The 19,745-nt window shown below is 33.3% G+C and carries 17 protein-coding genes; 13 read left to right on the top strand and 4 right to left on the bottom strand.

Going from position 1 to position 19,745, the window contains the following annotated elements; translation table 11 throughout:
• Positions 1-23: 23 nt before the first annotated feature.
• Together NTX22_18355 and NTX22_18350 are read right to left on the bottom strand one after the other, a co-directional pair.
• The gene (locus NTX22_18355) at positions 24-275 is read right to left on the bottom strand and encodes an RNA-binding protein (protein ID MCX6152494.1); all 252 of its coding nucleotides are present in this window, start codon (positions 273-275) and stop codon (positions 24-26) included.
• A 99-nt stretch (positions 276-374) separates the two neighbouring features.
• Positions 375-1,112: a thioesterase gene (locus NTX22_18350; GenBank protein ID MCX6152493.1), complete on the bottom strand. Its 738-nt coding sequence runs from the start codon at positions 1,110-1,112 to the stop codon at positions 375-377.
• 98 nt (positions 1,113-1,210) lie between these two features.
• On the opposite strand from NTX22_18350, the gene NTX22_18345 reads away from it, so the two are divergent.
• Positions 1,211-2,326 carry a VIT1/CCC1 transporter family protein gene (locus NTX22_18345; protein ID MCX6152492.1) on the top strand — a complete coding sequence of 372 codons (1,116 nt, stop codon included), beginning with the start codon at positions 1,211-1,213 and terminating at the stop codon, positions 2,324-2,326.
• Positions 2,327-2,455: 129 nt separating this feature from the next.
• Here NTX22_18345 and sppA read toward each other — a convergent pair whose 3' ends face one another.
• Together sppA and NTX22_18335 are read right to left on the bottom strand one after the other, a co-directional pair.
• A complete protein-coding gene (sppA, locus tag NTX22_18340) occupies positions 2,456-4,195 on the bottom strand; it encodes a signal peptide peptidase SppA (GenBank protein ID MCX6152491.1) in 1,740 nt (579 codons plus the stop codon).
• Positions 4,196-4,328: 133 nt separating this feature from the next.
• On the bottom strand, positions 4,329-4,832 hold the full coding sequence (locus NTX22_18335; protein MCX6152490.1) for a hypothetical protein: 504 nt from the start codon (positions 4,830-4,832) through the stop codon (positions 4,329-4,331).
• A gap of 654 nt (positions 4,833-5,486) precedes the next feature.
• Here NTX22_18335 and NTX22_18330 point away from each other — a divergent pair.
• The 12 genes from NTX22_18330 (at position 5,487) to NTX22_18275 (ending at position 19,730) form a co-directional block, all read left to right on the top strand.
• On the top strand, positions 5,487-6,449 hold the full coding sequence (locus NTX22_18330; protein ID MCX6152489.1) for an ABC transporter substrate-binding protein: 963 nt from the start codon (positions 5,487-5,489) through the stop codon (positions 6,447-6,449).
• A 13-nt stretch (positions 6,450-6,462) separates the two neighbouring features.
• Complete coding sequence (locus NTX22_18325; GenBank protein ID MCX6152488.1) at positions 6,463-9,081, top strand: cache domain-containing protein; 2,619 nt, start codon at positions 6,463-6,465, stop codon at positions 9,079-9,081.
• A 6-nt stretch (positions 9,082-9,087) separates the two neighbouring features.
• Positions 9,088-9,462 (top strand): response regulator, encoded by a 375-nt coding sequence (locus NTX22_18320; GenBank protein MCX6152487.1) that lies wholly within the window; start codon positions 9,088-9,090, stop codon positions 9,460-9,462.
• Between the two features lie 13 nt (positions 9,463-9,475).
• Positions 9,476-10,645, top strand: coding sequence for a SpoIIE family protein phosphatase (locus NTX22_18315; protein MCX6152486.1), 1,170 nt, complete (start codon positions 9,476-9,478; stop codon positions 10,643-10,645).
• A 2-nt stretch (positions 10,646-10,647) separates the two neighbouring features.
• Complete coding sequence (locus NTX22_18310; GenBank protein MCX6152485.1) at positions 10,648-11,070, top strand: ATP-binding protein; 423 nt, start codon at positions 10,648-10,650, stop codon at positions 11,068-11,070.
• A gap of 23 nt (positions 11,071-11,093) precedes the next feature.
• Positions 11,094-11,426 carry an STAS domain-containing protein gene (locus NTX22_18305; protein MCX6152484.1) on the top strand — a complete coding sequence of 111 codons (333 nt, stop codon included), beginning with the start codon at positions 11,094-11,096 and terminating at the stop codon, positions 11,424-11,426.
• A gap of 80 nt (positions 11,427-11,506) precedes the next feature.
• Positions 11,507-12,742, top strand: a complete 1,236-nt coding sequence (locus tag NTX22_18300; GenBank protein ID MCX6152483.1) for a penicillin-binding protein activator — start codon at positions 11,507-11,509, stop codon at positions 12,740-12,742.
• A gap of 25 nt (positions 12,743-12,767) precedes the next feature.
• Positions 12,768-13,952, top strand: a complete 1,185-nt coding sequence (locus tag NTX22_18295) for a PAS domain-containing sensor histidine kinase (GenBank protein ID MCX6152482.1) — start codon at positions 12,768-12,770, stop codon at positions 13,950-13,952.
• Between the two features lie 18 nt (positions 13,953-13,970).
• On the top strand, positions 13,971-14,807 hold the full coding sequence (locus tag NTX22_18290; GenBank protein ID MCX6152481.1) for a GNAT family N-acetyltransferase: 837 nt from the start codon (positions 13,971-13,973) through the stop codon (positions 14,805-14,807).
• Positions 14,800-15,651 (top strand): hypothetical protein, encoded by an 852-nt coding sequence (locus NTX22_18285; GenBank protein ID MCX6152480.1) that lies wholly within the window; start codon positions 14,800-14,802, stop codon positions 15,649-15,651. The genes NTX22_18290 and NTX22_18285 overlap by 8 nt, the downstream gene beginning before the upstream one ends.
• 27 nt (positions 15,652-15,678) lie before the next feature.
• Positions 15,679-16,893: an STAS domain-containing protein gene (locus NTX22_18280; GenBank protein MCX6152479.1), complete on the top strand. Its 1,215-nt coding sequence runs from the start codon at positions 15,679-15,681 to the stop codon at positions 16,891-16,893.
• On the top strand, positions 16,893-19,730 hold the full coding sequence (locus tag NTX22_18275; protein MCX6152478.1) for a hypothetical protein: 2,838 nt from the start codon (positions 16,893-16,895) through the stop codon (positions 19,728-19,730). Before NTX22_18280 ends, NTX22_18275 begins: the two co-directional genes overlap by 1 nt.
• The last annotated feature ends 15 nt before the right edge of the window (positions 19,731-19,745 follow it).

Below are 19,745 nucleotides of genomic sequence, written 5' to 3'. Positions count from 1 at the left end.
ATACGAATAAATTGTATTACCGCTTATATTTTTGATTTTGCTTCATTGACAAGAATATTACGACCGTTAAGTTCGGAATTGTTCAATGCAGCCATTGCCTTTTTGGCATCGGAAGAATCTTCCATTTCAACAAAACCAAATCCTCTTGATCTGCCGGTTTGGCGATCCATAACAATTTTGGCTGAAACAACTGTTCCATAAGCCTCGAAAGTGGTTTGTAATGTTTTGTCGTCGATTGACCATGGGAGACTTCCCACAAAAAGTTTAGTGCTCACGAAAGTACCTCTAAAAAAAATTAAAAAATATTTGGACTTTTTGTCCGTATGAAATATACAATAATAAAATATATAAACAAATTATATTTTAGTCTTGAATTATTTGACTTCCCACTGAGTCTCTAATAGACAAATATCATCTCCTCCATCAGAAATCTTATGGGAACATATTTTTTTGCTTAATTCGTTATTTATTCCAACTAATGACTTTATTTTACTGCCGTAGTGAGTTTCTTTTTTATAATAGATTTTTAACCGTTTTAAAATGGAATCCTTAAATAGAAAATCAGGTACAACCTCCAGAGCCCAGGCAAGATAACTAATATTATTTACATGGTCATTTGTATCAATGTCACTCTGCCGCACAAAAAATTCCTTCTCATAATCAATCTTACCAAACGGTTTTATCTCATCAATTGGTAACTCTCTTTTTTCTTCAGTACTAATTCCATAACCACTGAACATTTCTTCGATAATTTTTGTTGGTTTTCTTGAATTTGTATCAATAAAAAACCAAAGTGTATTTGCGGTAGCCAGCGTTTCGCCTGCCAAATTTTTAACTTCAAACGATCTATAAGCATAAAACCGGAAAAATGAAACTGGTTCAGTTATTATTTTTATTCTTTCTTTATATTTAGGGTAACGATTTATAATTACGTCCCACTTATAAAGCATCCAGGCAACATTGTTCTTTTCATAGTATTTCAAACCTATTCCGGCATCTTCACTTTGAAGGATGGCAATATCTTCAAAGTATTTTAACAAACTTGTTATATTAAGATTCAGATTAGTATCACAATCGTAATAATGGATAAAATATTCCCGTTCGTATTTCATAATTAGTTTACTGTATGTTGTAAAATTGTTTTGATATTTTTGAACAACACAAATTTAATTTAAATGAACCTTACTGCAAAATTATAATTGAAAGGATTATGATGACGGTAAATAAAAAAACTGCTGCCATTTGGATCAAGCATCTTCAGGATGAAGTTGATGCTGCATTTCTTTATCGCACTTTAGTTGCTCTTATTAAAGATGAAAAAGAGAAGGATATTTATAATCAGCTTGCGATTATAGAAGATAAACATATTGCAATTTGGTTAGAGCAAATGAAATTATATGATTTTAAACTGGCTGAATTAAAGCCATCGATAAAAGCCCGGTTTCTTGCCTGGTATTCCAGAAAATTCGGAACCGTTATGCTATCTAAGCTTCAACTTCGGGAAGAAGCGAATGAGGTTAAATCCTATATGGGATTATATCGCTCATCCAATGTCAGTTCAACAAAGAACATTGCATTAAAACTGGCAAAAGATTCTGCAAATCATGCCGGTACCTTGATGAACACATTCGGAATAAAAGGAGAACCATGGCATAGTTCGGAATCCGGCGGATTATTGCGCAATATTGTTTATGGTTTTAATGATGGATTAACCGCTAACTTTGGATTAATTGCCGGAATGATCGGTGCTGCTTCGGCACCCCATATTATTTTAATTTCAGGAATAGCTGGAATTGTAGCTGATTCACTTTCAATGGGTTCGTCCGGTTATCTTGCTGCTGTAAGCCAGAAAGAAGTTTTTGATTATGAACGGAATATGGAAAAGGAAGAAATCCGCTTAATGCCGGAACTTGAAGCTGAAGAAATGGCAATTATTTATGAAGCAAAAGGAATGAGCAAAATAGAAGCTAAGGCTTTAGCAAATGAAATAATTAAAAATCCAGAACAAGCATTGGATGAATCTGTAAGAGACGAACTGGGAATTGTGGAAGCTGGCGGAAGCCCACTTAAGGAAGGATGGATAACAGGAACAGCAACCGCCGTTGGAGCTTTCATTCCTGTTTTGCCTTTTCTTTTTCTTACTGGAACGAAAGCAATCTGGACTTCCTTTCTGCTTGCAATGATTACCCATTTTGGTGTAGGCGCTGCAAGAAGTTTTTTTACCGGGCGCAGTATTTTCCGCAGCGGTTTTGATATGTTCGTAGTTGGATTTGGTGTTGCCGCAGCCGGCTATTTTATTGGTGAATGGATAATGAAATTGTTTTAATAAAAATGTTATGAGTTATTAAATTTGGCTATAGCAGAAATCAAATTTTTATTTCTGAATTGAGCCAATAAAAATATCTCAGGGTAAAATAAAAAAAATCCTTTAACTCTTTTAATTTGTGCGTTGCTATTAATTAATATCAAGCTCAACTGGTAATCTTGCCTGAACACCTTTCAAATTTCCAACCTGCTTTAATTGGTCGAACGCTCTAAAATTATCTCCCAGTTTCAATTTTAAAAATGATAATTCAGCATCTGCTGAAAAATCTTCTAATAAAGTTTTCATTATACTTCTAAGAGTTGGATATTCCACAATCGAGTATTGCTTAACCCTGGCTTTTGCAGCTGCAATACGAATTGCATCTTTTAAACCTCCAATTTCATCAACCAATCCATTTTCTTTAGCTTGCAAACCAGTCCAAACACGTCCTTGTGCAATCTTTTGAATTTCTTCAAAAGATTTTCTTCTTCCTACAGAAACTTTAGAAACAAAAGATTTATAGATTCTATCAACTTCTGACTGAACAATTTTTTTCTCCTCAACAGTCAATGGGCGGTTAACATTAAAATAGTCCGAAAATTTACCCGTGTTCACGCGGTCGAATGAAATTCCCAATTTATTCTTAAAAAAGTTTTTCATATTTGGAATTATTCCAAACACACCAATTGAGCCTGTAATTGTATTGGGCTCTGCAACAATTGAATCAGCAGCACAAGAAATGTAATAACCTCCGGATGCAGCAACTCCACTCATCGAAACAATAAATGGTTTTTTCTTTTTTGCCAAAGCAACTTCGCGCCAAATAATATCAGAAGTTAATGCATCTCCACCGGGAGAAGCTACCCGCATGACAATAGCTTTTACTCGTTCGTCATCTCTGGCTTTTTTAATTGCATCTGTAATATTTTCAGTACCAATAATGCTTTCATTTCCGGAAACATTTGCAATTTCTCCAACAGCATATATTACAGCAATCCTGTTATAGTTTGAAGTTCCACCATCGACATTAACATTGGTATAATCTTCAATTGAAACTGTACTAAGTTTTTTATTTCTGTCGGTACGAGCTTTTTTCTTCATTTCATCAAACACCTGGTCTTTGTAAATCAATTCATCAATCAACTTGTATTTCCTGGCATCTTCCGGTGTGCGTACCAGGAAATTGGAAGAGATTAATTTCAAAGAATCATAGGGAATTTTTCTCGTTGTTTCTAATTCCTTTAAAAAATGTTCGTTGATTGAATTTAAAAGCTCAGTAATCTGCCGTCTGTTCGGCTCACTCATTTTATCAGACTTAAATGACTCCGTGGCGCTTTTATATTCACCAGCCTGAAATATTTGTGGTTCAATTTCTAATTTATCAAGCGTGTTTTTAAAGAACATCATTTCCACACTTAATCCTCTAAAATCCAGGCTGCCTTCCGGTGTCATATAAATCTTATCAGCAGCAGAAGCTAAATAATAAGCCCGCTGGGAAATATTATCTCCAAATGCAATTATAAATTTCTTCGACTTTTTAAAATCTAATAGTTCTCTTCTAATAGGCTCAATTACTGCTATACCACCACCAGTAAAGTTGTTTAGATTTATATAAATTCCTTTCACCTTAAAATCAGTTTTGGCTTTGCGAATGTTATCTATAATTTCATTTAAACCAATTTGCTTTCTAAGTGAAATAAATGGGAATGATGAAACTGCCAGCGGAGATTGAAAACTTCTTTCTGGAATAAAATAGTTCAATTTAATTTCAAGAACTGAATTCTGAGGAATTTCTTCTACCTTTGTAGTTTGTAATCCTGCAATTAAAACTGTCATAAAAATTACGAAGATAACAAAAACAAAGATGAAGCTTAAAAATACCCCCAGCATAGAGGCAAGTGTGAATTTTAAAAATTGTTTCATAAAAAATTAAATTTGTTTGTCTTATTACAAAGCTATTATAAAATTATCTGTTTGTAAAGCAAATAGAATTAAGAAACACAGATTTTATTATTAATTTCAATCATCGATAAAAATCAATCCACCTGATTTCGAACTGATTATAAATATTCCTTAAAAAATCTGTAGGAACTTTAACCTCGATCAATCCATCTTCAATAAAGTTTATTGGAAACCAATTCGGCTCATTATCAGTTATTTCGATTGCTTTATCTGGAAATTCAAAATCAGTAATTTGTTGGTGAACGATATATTTATCAATACTTGAAACGTAAACAGTGGAGCATTTATTGTTATAAATAAACTTTAATTCCTCTAATCCTTTTAGATGAAATTGAAACACTAAATTGCAAGTATTAAGCGAATCATTTTTTCTAAAGGTAGAATATCCTAAACCACTTTTGCTAAATATTTCTATGAATATTCCGGTGTTTTTAATAATAATTTTTAATTCAGCGTCTTTATTAGAATCTATTACCTCGATTGGCTTTGTAGATTGAAAAAGATTTGAACACCCACAGGCAAACATGCAAAAAATAAAAACAATGATTTTTTTTAATAAATACATTTTAACCGGTTTGATCATCTTTAAATTAAAAAACATAAGATTGAAGAAAACTTCTTTAAAAAATATTTTGCTGCATTAATAAAACCAAATATTCTGGAAGAAATTGTTGGAAGAATATTATAGTAAAATTGAAATTATTTCAGGTAACTTCTACCACAACAATCCAGTAATTTTGGATTGTAGTTAGAATTATATTGGAAAATCAGATTAAATTATAATGGCATAATATTTATAGTTTATAAATAGAATTTACATCAAATAATTATAGCCGAAATTAACGTAAAATTTGTTCTTACAAAAATCTTCTCTCTAATGGAAAATTGAAACCCTCAATAAACCATAGACCCCTTAACCTCAAATTGAGCCATTAAATCACTAATGGCTCTTTTGTTTTAATCACCAAAGATCTTAGTTCCTGGATTAATTGCATACCTGAAAGTAAATGGATAATTACAAATTAATATTTCAAAATTCAGTTACAATTTTCTACATCTGTAATTACGCTAAGCAATTGTTAAAATTATACGTTGGAATTACTATTGAATACCAGTTTCCCAACTCTAAATGCCCGATTTCTTTTTCTAAATTATCTTGACATCCTAATTTATTTTGTTTAAGTAGCAGATGAATTTCTTGACAATCTTTAAGGAAATTATGAGGGTATTAATATCGATACTTGTTCTAATTATGTTTACTTCTGCTGTTGCATTTACACAATCTGATTTGAAGAAAATCTCTTTCATTCCACACTGGATACCACAAGCACAATTTGCCGGGTATTTTATGGCTTACGAAAAAGGTATTTATAAAAAATACGGCATCGATTTGAAAATATTAACGGGTGGTCCAAATAATCCTTCATCGGTAGAAATAGAAAAAGGTAAGGTCGACTTTGCTTCTCTCTGGCTTACTAACGCAATCCAGTTACGCGATAAAGGAATTAAGGTTATCAACATTTCTCAGTTAGTCAATAAATCTGCTTTAATGCTAATTGCAAAAAAATCTAGCGGAATTAAAACTCCGCAAGATATGAATGGAAAAAAAATTGGAATCTGGGGTGGCGATTTTCAAATCCAACCGATGGCATTTTTCAAAAAATTTAACCTTGATGTAAAAATAATTCCACAGGGAAGTTCTATAAATCTTTTTTTAATGGATGGTGTTAATGTTACTTCTGCAATGTGGTATAATGAATATCATACAATTATTAATTCCGGCTTAAATGAAGATGAACTTTCAACTTTCTTTTTTGCGGATTACGGATTGAATTTTCCTGAAGAAGGCATTTATTGTTTAGAATCTACTTTTAAAAAAGATCCGAAGCTTTGCAAAGATTTCATCCTTGCAACTTTGGAAGGTTGGAAGTTAGCATTTGAAAAATCGGAGGAAGCACTAAACATTGTTACCAAATATATGAAAGCAGCTAAACAGCCAGTTAACCGTGCGCACGAACGTTGGATGTTGAACAGGATGAAGGACTTAATCTTTCCAAAAAAGGTTTATGAAAAATTTGAAATGCTTTCTCAAAAAGATTACGAATTTGTTGCAAACAAATTATTGGAAAACAAATTAATAAAAAAGATTCCGGATTTTAATTTATTCTATCAGCCATTTTAGCGTAGCGGAAAAAATGAAAAAGATTTTAATTAACAGAGGATTAGCTTTTAAGATGATCCTTCTGATCTTCTCCAGTATTTCACTCGTTTTTGCAGTAATTTTTTTATATAACTACAAAGTTTCCAAAAACATAATTGAAAAAAACATTGAAGAGAATGCGAGAAATTTTACATCAAGTACGGTTGTTAAGTTAGAGAAAGTGCTAAATTCCGTAGCAAAAGTTCCGGACAATTTTGCCATCCTTATTCAAAATTCAAATTACTCTAAAGAAAATCTTCTTCAAACTATTCGCTTGATAGTTGAAAACAATATTGAAATATTTGGTGTAACAATTGCTTTTGAACCGTATGAGTTTTCCCGGAATATAAAATACTTTGCCCCTTATTATTATAAATACAACGAACAAATAAAATACACCAACCTTGGCGATGGTTCATATGATTATCCACATATGGATTGGTACCAAATACCAAAAGAGCTTAACAAACCAATCTGGAGCGAACCTTATTTAGATGAAGGTGGTGGTAATATTGTAATGTCCACTTATGCCGTTCCAATTTACAAAACTATTAAAGGTGAAAAGAAATTTATTGGTATAATTACCGCGGATGTTTCTCTCGATTGGCTTCAGAAAATTGTTTCCTCCATTAGAGTATCCAAATCCGGGTATGGATTTATGATTTCTAAAACCGGCAAGTTGGTAACTCATCCTATTAAAGAAACAATAATGAATGAAACCATTTTTAGTATTGCCGAAGATCGGAATTATCCAGCCTTAAGAGAAATTGGAAGAAAAATGATTCAGGGTAAAACTGGATTTGAAAAGCCGGATTATAAAAGTCTTAAGAGTGGAAAGGCAAGTTGGATTTCTTATGCGCCTATAACTGTAAATGGCTGGTCATTGGGGATTGTATACCCAATTGATGAATTGACAGCTGATGTTACAAATCTAAGTGAAACCGTTTTTATCCTGGGTGTTGGCGGAGGATTATTTTTATTAATTGTGGTTATCCTCATTTCCCGTTCAATAACCGGATCATTAAGACAGCTTGCAACAGCAACAAAGGAATTTTCTGCCGGCAACTTTGATGTTAAACTTCCAGAAATAAAATCCAGGGATGAAATTGGCAAACTTAACCAGTCCTTCATTTCTATGCAGAAAGCGCTTAGAGATACAATCCAGAAATTAAAAACTGCAAATGATGAATTAGAAGATTATAGCCACACGTTGGAAGAAAAAGTTGAACAAAGAACAATTGAGTTAAAAGATAAAAATCTTAAACTCGATTCCGCATACAAAAATGTTAAAACACTTAGTGAGATTGGTCAGAAAATTACATCAACTCTTAACCTTGAACTGATCTTTAACATGGTTTATGAAAGCGTAAACTCATTGCTGGATGCAACTATATTCCTGATTTTAGTTTACAACAAAAAAGAAAATCAACTTGAATGCAAACTCTCCATAGAAAGAGGAGAAACACTTCCACAATTCAGTTTTAGTATGGAAGATAAAAACAGGTTTGCAGTTTGGTGTGTGGATAATCGTAAACCAGTTTTTATGAATGATGTAGATGAAGAATATGCTCGCTACATTCCACAAAGAGTTAAACCTAAGGTTGGCGGTTATTCCTCATCAATGATTTACTTTCCATTGGTAGTTGAAAATAGAGTTATAGGAGCTATTTCTGTTCAAAGCTTTGAAAAAAATGTATATGATCAAATCCATTATGATATAATGAATAACCTTGCCACTTATACCGCTATTGCATTGGATAATGCTTTTGCCTATGAAGCTATTAATGCAGCACATAAAGAATTAAAAGAAGCTCAGGCTCAGTTGGTTCAAGCTGAAAAGATGGCTTCGCTTGGGCAGTTAACGGCAGGTATTGCGCACGAGATTAAAAATCCGCTGAACTTTGTAAATAATTTCTCCGAACTTTCAATCGATCTTGCGAAGGAACTTAGAGTGGAATTTGAAAATCAGAAGGATAACATTGAAACAAAAACAGTTGAGTATGTAAATGAGATTTTAAACGATTTAGAGCAGAACGTAAGAAAGATTAATGAACACGGTAAACGAGCTGATAGTATTGTGAAAGGAATGCTTCTGCATTCACGTGGTAAGTCAGGGGAATTTCAAAAAACTGATATCAATAATCTTTTGGCAGAATATGTTAATCTTGCTTACCACGGTTTCCGGGCTCAGGATTCTGCATTCAATGTTAAAATAGAAACCAATTATGATCAAACACTTGAGCAAATAAATGTTGTTCCCCAAAATTTAAGCAGAGTATTTTTGAATACAATCAACAATGCCTGTTACTCAGTAAACGAAAAGAAAAAAGAAAAAAGAGATAACTATTCTCCAACTTTAACAATAACCACCAAAAATCTCGATAATAAAATTGAAGTGAGAATACGCGACAACGGGAAAGGAATTCCAAAAGAAGTTCTGGATAAAATCTTCAACCCGTTTTTTACCACAAAGCCAACAGGAAAAGGAACCGGTTTAGGATTATCTCTCAGCTTCGATATTATTGTACAGGAGCACAAAGGCGAGATAAAAGTTGAATCGGATGAAGGCAGTTTTGCAGAATTTATAATTACTCTACCCAAAAACTTAACGTGATAAATAATGAAAATTTTAGTGGTCGATGATGAACTTGATATTCAATCGTTGTTTAAGCAAAAATTTAAGAATGAATTGAAAGATGAGAAAATAGAATTTTGCTTTGCATTTTCTGCCGAAGACGCAATCAAATTCCTAAACTCAACAAGTTCTGCCGAAGTGGTTCTTATTCTTTCAGATATTAACATGCCTGGTATGACAGGTTTGGAATTACTGAAAGTTATTAAAGAAAAATTTCCGCACCTGAAAGTATTTATGATTACCGCTTACGATGATGAAGAAAAACACAGTAAAGCCATCCGGTACGGAGCCGATAAATACCTTACAAAACCAATCGACTTTGATGAATTGAAAAATGCAATAATTTCTATAAATACATAAATACGAGGAAGTGATGCCCGAAAAAATTATGGTTGTTGATGATGAACCGGATCTGGAATCGTTAATAAGACAAAGATTCAGAAAAAAGATTCGGGATAATGAATATGATTTTGTTTTTGCATACAACGGTTTGCAAGCTCTTACTAAATTATTAGAACACCCGGACATTGGACTTATTCTTACAGACATTAATATGCCTGAAATGGACGGATTGACTTTGCTGGCAAGATTGAATGAATTAAAAAACCCTGCTCTTCGAACAGTAATTGTTTCTGCTTATGGTGATATGGATAATATTAGAACTGCAATGAACCGCGGCGCTTTTGACTTTGTAACAAAGCCAGTTGATTTTACTGACCTGGAAACTACAATAAATAAAACGATTCTGGAACTTGACTTGCTAAGAAATTTTCAAAAGGAACATGACCAGTTAATTGCAATCCAGCACGATCTAACAATTGCCCGCAGTATTCAGGAAGCAATATTACCAAAGGTTTTTCCTCCCTTTCCTGATAGAAAAGAATTTGAAATATTTGCTTCTATGAACGCAGCAAAAGAAGTCGGTGGTGATTTCTTTGACTTTTTTATGATTGACAATAACAGACTTGGATTTGTAATTGCTGATGTGTCCGGAAAAGGCGTTCCGGCTGCCATTTTTATGGCAGTAAGCAGAACTTTATTAAAAGCTACCGCTTTAAAGGGACTTTCACCCGGAGATTGTATTGCACACGTTAACAATTTACTTTGCCCGGAAAGTATTGCTTCTATGTTTGTAACACTTTTTTATGGCATACTAAATACTACTACCGGTGAAATTGAATATGCAAATGGCGGACACAACCCACCATACATAATTTGGAATGAAGGTAAAGTTGAAGAACTTGAAATGACAGGTGGAATTGCACTTGGAATAATTGAGAGCCTTCCTTTTGCTGTAAAGAAAATTACTCTAAAACCAAATGATAGTTTATTTCTCTTTACGGATGGGGTTACAGAAGCCTTCGATTATAAGGAAGATTTGTATTCCGAGCAAAGATTGATCTCCAGACTTGAGGAAAATTTCAATCTGAATGTAACTGACTTGTGTAAATTTATTGTTAAAGATGTTCATAATTATTCTGTTGGTGTACAGCAATCAGATGATATAACTGTACTTGCAATTAAGTATCTTGGGAATGCATAAAGATGGCAAACGAAAAATTTATTGAAACTATTTTTTCAAACAACATAAATGAAATTACCAGGTTGGGTGAAATTATAGATGATTTTGGTAAATCTTATAACTTACCTGCAACATTAATTAATACAATAAATTTATCACTCGATGAAATTATCACAAATACAATATCATACGGTTATTCAGATGACTCAGTCCACCAGATTTTACTTAAGCTGGAAATAAGCGATGGTTATATTATAGCTACCGTTCAAGATGATGCCAATCTTTTTAATATATTGGAAAGCACTGAAGTAAAGCCCGATATACCATTAGACGAAAAACCGATTGGAGGACTGGGTCTTCACCTGGTACGGACATTAATTGATGAAATTAAATATGAAAGGAAAGAGAATAAAAATATTACGATTCTGAAGAAAAAAATTATCTAAAATTCTTAAAAGGAGTTTATAAAGTGGAAATAGTTGAAAGTAAAAAAAATGATATTCTAATTTTGGAGATACACGGTAAGCTCGATTCAAATACTTCAACACCTTTAGAACAAAAGCTGATTGCGGAAATTGATGGCGGAACTCTGAAGATTGTGATTGAGTGCTCCAAGATGGATTACATTAGCAGCGCAGGATTAAGAGTTCTTTTAGTTGGTGCTAAAAAACTAAAAAATGCAAACGGAAAAATTATTCTTTGTTCTCTGCAAGATTATATTAAAGAGGTTTTCGAAATAGCTGGCTTTACTGCCATATTTCCAATTTACCCCGATTTATCTGCGGCATTAAATCAACTTTAATCTTTTTGATTTTTACTAATGATAATCTTAGTTCGCTTAAAGGAAATTTTTATTCAATTGGTATAAAGAAGGAGTCCAACGTGAAAAGAATTATTTCATTTTTAAAAGTTAAGGTGATTTCTTTACTGGTTTTGGCTGTATTTATTACAATCAACTTTTTGTCATGCTCAGATGAAAATACATCCCCTATCCAATCAACTGGAAATAAAGAAATAACTGTTGGTGCATTACTATCTTTAACCGGCGATTGGTCTTCATTAGGTAAAGCAAGCGAAGCAGCATTAAACATTGCAACTAAAGATATTAACAACTACCTCGCATCAATTTCTTCAAACATTCGGTTAAAATTAAAAATTGAAGATACCAAACTTGATACAACCATTGCTTTACAAAAAATTAAAAGTCTTTCTGCTTCAGGAGTAAGATTTATAATCGGACCGCAATCCAGTAAAGAAGTTTCTGCAATTAAAAAATTTGCTGACCAAAATAACATTTTGGTTTTAAGCCAGGGAAGCACTGCCGGTAACTTAGCAATACCCGGCGATAATATTTTCCGGTTCTGTCCTTCCGATTCTATTGAAGGAGCGGCGATAGCACAGCTTATGTGGAGTGAAGGAATGAAAACATATATTCCTTTTGGTGGAAATGATGCCGGTAACCAGGGATTACAAATTGCAGCAAAAGCCAGTTTTATAAATCTTGGCGGCACCGTTACGCAAGGTGTTGTGTATGATCCTGCCACGGTTAATTTTGCATCTTATCTTCAAACTATAAGGGCGGAAATACTTCAACAACAAGCATTGTATGGTAAAGCAGGTGTTGGTGTTTACATCACCGGTTTTGATGCGGTAATAAATATTTTTAAGCAGGCAATTACGGATACAGTCTTAAATTCTGTAAAATGGTATGGAAGTGATGGGATGGTTTTAAATGAAAAACTAATTGCTGATACAACTGCCGCTCGATTTGCGGAAATGACGAAGTATCCATGTCCAACATATGGACTTGACCAATCAAACAAATTCAAATGGCAACCAATAGTAAATCAAATTGAAAGTGAAATTGGTTATCAGCCGGATGCTTTCGGTTTAGCTGCGTATGATGCGCTTTGGATAGTTGCAATTGCTTATTTATCGATAGATGGAGCCGATGATTTTCAATTCTTAAAAAAAGTTTTTCAGCAAACTGCTAACTCATATTATGGATTAACCGGGGCAACCACATTGAATAACGCCGGTGATAGAATGTTTGGTTATTATGCTTACTGGGGTGTTCGAAAACAAGGTGATGTATATAAATGGGTACTGCTTGATTAATCTAAATTAAACTTTGGTTTTTAAAATGTCTTTTATAGTTGACGATATTGAAATATTAAAATCTAAAATTGAGCTATTAGAAACACAATTTAAAGATTTGGAGTTTTCTAATATTGCAATCTCAAACGAACTTAAAAAATATAAAATTATTTTTGATGGGTCGCTGGATGTTGTAATGATTACCGATGGTAAAGCTGGCAAAATTTTAGATATCAGCAAATCCTCCAAAATACTTTTAGGTTACAATCCACAAGAATTAATTGGAAAGCATTACTCTGTTTTATTACCCGAACCAATAAATCAGTTTCCAGAAAAAAAATTAAATGATTTGGAAATTTTTGGGTCCGTACTTGCAGCCAGAAAAGTTCTTAAAAAAGATGGTGCTTTCTGCAATATGGATTTAACAATAAATATTATTGAATGGGGAAATGAAAAAGCTGTTTGTACTAACTTTAGAGATATTACCGAAAGATTGAAACATGAAGAAGAAATACAAAAATTCTCTGATGAACTTGGGGAACTGAATGCCAGCAAGGATAAATTCTTTTCAATTATAGCCCACGATTTGAAAAGCCCGTTTACAGGATTGCTTGGTTTTTCACAAATGCTAAATGAAGAATTTAATTCTTTAACAACTGATGAACTGCGGAATTATTCCAGGGAAATTCATAATTCGGCAAATGCAATTTTTAAACTTTTAAATAATTTGCTGCAATGGTCCTGGATTAGTATTGGAAAACAATCATTTAATCCGTGTAAAATAAATATAACCGAACTTATTCACGAAGTTATAAATCTTTTATCACCGAATGCGGCTGCCAAAAATATCAATATCATCTTTCGTTACAAAGATACTTTTTACATTTATGCAGATGAAACGATGATTCACTCCATAATACAAAACCTGCTATCGAATGCAATTAAATTTACTCCGAGGGACGGCAAAATTACTATCAGTTTGTCTAAAGCATTGGATAAGGTAGTAATAAGCATTAAAGATACCGGTGTTGGTATCCAGGAAAAAGATATAACAAATCTATTCAAATTGGATAAGCATCTTTCAACTTTAGGAACTGATAAGGAAAAAGGAACCGGTTTAGGATTGTTAATTGTAAAGGAACTTGTAGAAAAGAATGGCGGAGCAATCGAAGCTAAAAGTAAAATAAATGAAGGTGCAACTTTTAGAATATCTTTACCAAAATTTGCTTAGATGGTTTGAGAATTAGAAATGAGTTTTATCGTACGAAATTTACAATCTGAAGAAATGGATTTTGCCATTGAACTGGCAGCACAGGAAGGATGGAATCCTGGATTAAACGATGGCGATTGTTTTTTTAAAACAGATCCAAACGGATTTTTCGTTGGTGAACTTGATGGAGAAATTATTGCATGCAAATCTGCGGTTAAGTATGGAAACAAATTTGGATTTATGGGTTTCTACATTGTAAAAAAAAAATATCGCGCACAAGGATACGGAATTAAAATCTGGCAACATGCTTTTAACTATTTAGGTGGATTAACATCCGGAATGGATGGCGTTGTAGAACAGCAAGTAAATTATAAAAAATCAGGATACAAATTTGCCTATCGACAGTTAAGATATGTAGCTAATAATTTAATTGGAAAAACATACAGCGATGTAATTGATTTGAATGATGTTCCGTTTGAGGATGTTTTAAAATATGATAACGAAATGTTTCCCGCCCCTCGTCCAACATTTTTAAAATGCTGGCTTACTCAGCCGAATATTTCTGCAAAAGTAATTTTGGCGGAAAACAAAATCATTGGATACGGAGTAATTCGTCCGTGCCGGGTTGGATTTAAGATTGGACCTTTATTTGCAGAAAATGCTAACGCTGCTGAAAAATTATTTCTAAGTCTTGCTGAGTTTGCTGATGGAAAAGAAATTTATCTTGATATTCCGGAAGCAAATGATTTTGCTACCGCTCTTGTGCGTAAGTACAATATGAAATATGTTTTTGAATGCGCACGAATGTACTACAAAGGTGAACCAAAGATTAATCTGAACAAGGTTTTTGGAAATACAACTTTTGAGCTTGGATAAGAAAATTATCGAACAACAAATTAGCATTCTGGAGATTCTTACAATGGGAAAAACTACTTCAGCACTATTTATTTTTTTTGTTTTATTTTCCGCCGGTTGCCAAAAATCTATCCAGCCTGATAAAGAAATAAATTTAACTTTTTCTAACGTTGAAAAATCCATTGATTCAGTTTTCCAATCGATGAAAATTGAAATTGCAAAAAAAGCAGAAGCTGTTGCCAATTCTAACATTGATGAAAAAGAAACCCGGGAACAACTAATTGAGCTTTACAATGATTTTATTTATTGCATCGATTGTGCATTTGTTACTCCAGATGGCAAAATGAAATTCCTTGAGCCGAAAACTTATAAAGAATTTGAAGGCGCCGATATAAGTAAACAGGAACAGGTGTTCCGTCTGAGAGATACCAGGCAGCCGGTTTTAAGTAACTTATTTAAGGCTGTGGAAGGATTTTATGCATTGGACTTTGAATACCCGGCATTAAAAAATAATAAGCATCTTGGTGCAATCAGTATCTTAATTCGTCCGGAATCATTTCTTAAAAATTTACAGGAAGTTTCTATTCAGAATAAATCAATTGATCTTTTAATAATAGAAAACACCGGAAAGATAATTTATAATAGTCTCCCCACTTTAATTGGAAAGAATTTAATTGAAGATGATCCTTTTTCTTACAAGGATAGTTTTACTAAATCAGTTAAAAACATCATCTCCCAGAATGAAGGAAGCGGTGAATTGGATTTCCCTGTTAAACAAACGGTGAATAAAAAGAAAGAAATTTTCTGGAAGAAAATGAATCTTTATGGAATCGACTGGAAAATAATTTTGATGAGAAAAATATAATTTATTTGATTTATAAACGGACAAATCATGCTGCAAATTAGTATTACTCAACTTGGCAATTACAAAACATTAGAACCTACAGGAAGAATTGATGGAATAACCGCCTACGACATTGAAATGGAATTTGAAAAACAAATTTCCAAAGGGGAAAGAACTTTACTAATTGATTTTACAGGTGTAAACTATATTAGCAGCGCTGGATTGCGTATTTTCGTGGGCACTCAAAAAAATCTAAAAAAAATTGGCGGGGAATTAATTTTGTTTTCTCTAACTCCTTCAGTTCTGGATGTTTTCCGGATAAGCGGATTAAACCAGGTCTTCCGATTGGCAAAATCAAAAAATGAACTTCCAGAAATAATTGATTTGAGTGAAAAGGAAGAATCCGGAAAGCTGCAACTAAATGATATCCCGATCGAATATTTAAAGTACACTTCCCTGCCAGGAAAACTTTTTAATATTGGAAATCAATCTAAATTGAGCTCCTCTGATTATAGTTCAAAAGATGTAATAAGTATAAACGCAAATGAAATAGAATATGGCGCCGGTTTGGCAGCGCTTGGCGAATCTTACGAGGATTATAAAAATTTATTCGGAGAATCCCTGGTAATTAAAAGAAATTTCTTTTCCTTTCCAGCAAGGAAAAATTCATTTGTGGATTTTATGCTGTTTGGTCAATCTGATTCCAAAATTATGTACAATTTTTTATATGGATTTGGATTCAACGGTTCGTATTCAGCAGTAATTAAATTTGGAAGAGAAAATAATCCAGCAACACTTAATGAAGTCGTTTCAATTGCCCGCGATTTTTCAACTGCAAATCTTTTTGGAATAGTTCTCCTTGCAGAAAGCGCTGGATTTTTGGGGATGCACTTAAGGAAAATTCCAATTAGCGAAAATAAAATTGCCGGTGAAAATATTTTTGATCAGAAAAATTTTACTGAGTGGGTTGATTTTCCAATTGAAGCTTCGAATGTAAATAATATTATATCCGCTATTGGTGTAGTTGTAAAGGATAAATCAAAACTAATTGAAAACACAGCCGCCATTTTTACCGGTGATAGTAATTTTCATTTTCATGGAAATGTTTTTGAGAAAGGATCGATAAACAAAAACATCAAAGAATTTGATAGCGAACTTAATCGTGTTTTAACCGAACTTCAGATTCTTAAAGTTCAGCACACACTGGGAAAATCAATGTTCAAGAATGGAATTTTTGCCATAATTGAGCTGGAGGAAGGATAATGGAATTATGGCTTGGTGCTGTTAACTTAGGACTGCTTTACAGCTTTATGGCTCTTGGCGTTTTTATAACATATAAAATTTACGAGTTCCCGGATATTACAGTTGATGGAAGTTTTACTACCGGCGCTTCGGTTGCTTCTGTATTGATAATTTCCGGTATGAATCCTTTTCTTGTTTTACCAATTTCATTTTTGGCTGGAGCCGCTGCTGGATTTATAACTGGCATCATTCACACCCGTTTTAAAATAAATGGATTGCTTTCCGGAATTTTGGTGATGACCGGGCTTTACTCCATCAATTTAAGATTAATGGGTAAGTCTAATATTCCACTATTAAATAGTCCAAGTTTCATTTCATTTTTTGACAGCATTAATCCGAATCTGAATCCCGAACTCTGGTTATGCTTATGTCTTCTTTGCATAATGATTTTGATATGGATTATTGTTTCACTTTTCTTTAAAACTGATTTTGGAATTGCAATGCGTGCAACCGGTGATAACCCAATTATGGTTTCAGCTTCTGGTGTTAATGTTGAGTTTATGAAAGTATTTGGAATATCAATGGCAAACGGACTTGTAGGAATTTCCGGTGGACTTGTTGCACAATACCAAGGGTTTTCAGATATCGGAATGGGAGTCGGCGCAATTGTTTTCAGCTTGGCTTCTGTAATTATTGGTGAAGCAATTCTGAAAAGCCGTTCAATTTACATTAAGGTGTTAAGCGTAATAGTTGGCTCAATAATTTTCCGCCTGATGGTTGCACTTGCTCTTTTTGTTGGTTTGGATCCAAATGATTTAAAACTAATTACAGCTGTTTTTGTTTTATTTACACTTGTGGCTTCGGGTGCATTCGGACTAAAAAAATTGAAATTGAACAAATCATTCTTTCAAAGAAAAAAGAAAAGTATTTTGGCTGGTGCATCAATAGTTGTTCTTGTTTTAATTGTTCTTTTAATGTCTAAGCTATTCTTCATTAATAATAACGAAACTAAGTTTGTAAAGATAGGAATCGTAATTCCAAACGATGCTGAAATCTTAACTTTAACCCGTGATGGTTTTATTAGAGAGATGAAAAAACTTGGTTATGAGGATGGCAAGAATTGTAAGATCATCGAGCAAAATGCTAATGGAGACATTCCAACGTTAAGCACCATTATCGATAATTATATTAATCAAAATATTGATATTTATGTTACTATTTCTACACCAAGCACACAAACTGCGGTTAAAAAAATAAAGAACAAACCAATTGTATTTGCAACAGTTGCAAATCCGTTTATTATTGGAGTTGGCAAAACAAATACGGATCACCCTGCAAACGTAACCGGAGTATATGGAACTGCGCCGATGAAAGAACTTCTACAAATAGTTAGAAAAATTTACGGTGGGAAATTAAAACTTGGAGCAATCTGGAATGCTGCTTTTCCCAATTCTGTCCATAATATAAATCAATTGAAAAAATATATTGCCGAAGATAAAAATATTTCCTTTGCAGGCGCAACAATTACCAGTTCGGGCGAAGTCTACCAGGCAGCACAGTCTTTAACCGCCAAATCAATTGATGCTTTTTTCCTTATCCCCGACATAAATGTTTATGCATCTTTCGAATCGATTGTAAAAGCTGCGAGAGCAAAAAAAATTCCAATCTTTTCTAATGATGTTGAAAGAATGCAGGATGGCGCACTTATAGTTTATGGTTATGAATATCTTTCAAGCGGAATGCAGGCAGCGTGGATGGTTGACAAAATTATCAAAGGTAAAAGTCCGGCGGAAATTCCTTACGAAAATTATAAAATAACAACAGTTGGTGTAAACCTGGATGAAGCAAAAAAGCTGAACATTAAAATTCCAGATGATGTTTTAAACCAGGCAACAGCAAAACTTGAAAATGGGATTATTACTAAAAAAGTAGAAATTTTTCCATCAGAAGAAAATCAAGTTACTCTTAAAAAACTCGCATTGTTTCAGTTCACAGATAATAGTTTATTAAATGCTACTGCGCAGGGTGTTTTGGACGAGCTAACAAATTCCGGTGTGCTGAAAAAATTTAATATCGTAGTTGATAAAAAAAATGCCAACGGAGATTTTGGAGTAGCGCAATCTGTTGCCAAGGATATTGTTAGTAAAAAATATGATTACATCATTTCAGTTTCTACAGTTGCAACGCAGATAACAGCAAACAATAATAAAATAATTCCACATATTTTTTGTGCGGTTACAGATCCAATTAAATCTGGATTAGCAAAATCATACACTACTCACGCTAAAAACGTTACCGGTTTAGCAACTCCGCAACCGGTAGCATCAACAATTAAATTAATGCGTGAAATATTTCCACATGCAAAAACGATTGGAATTGTGTGGAATCCGGCAGAATCGAATTCCGAGTTCTGTACAATTATGGCAAGAAATGCTGCCTCCAAATATGGATTTGAATTAATTGAAAGAACTATCACCAATTCCAATGAGATTGACGAAGCTGTAAAATCCTTGATAAATAAAAAAGTTGATTTGTTCCTTACTTCAGGTGATGTTACAGTTACAATGGTTGTTCCTTCAATTGCCAAAATGATGGCTAAAAATAAAATCCCATATTTCACAAACACACCGGATGATGTAAATGCCGGCGCATTAATTTCTCTGGGAGCAGATTACCATGACGTTGGAGTGAAAGCTGCAAAACTTTTTACAAGATTTTTAGATGGAGAACAAATTATAAAAATTCCCATTGAAAAATATGTTCCGGAAAAGCTTGCCTTAAACCTAACGCTTGCTAAAAGGTTAGAAATCCAAATTCCGGAATCTGTTATAAAACAAGCAGCATTAATTATTAAATGAAAATCAAAAAACTTT

Source organism: Ignavibacteriales bacterium (assembly GCA_026390815.1).
In the GTDB taxonomy this organism is placed as follows: domain Bacteria; phylum Bacteroidota; class Ignavibacteria; order Ignavibacteriales; family SURF-24; genus JAPLFH01.
The sequence above is the reverse complement of the archived record's forward strand: the minus strand, read 5'-3'. Positions and strand labels throughout refer to the sequence as shown.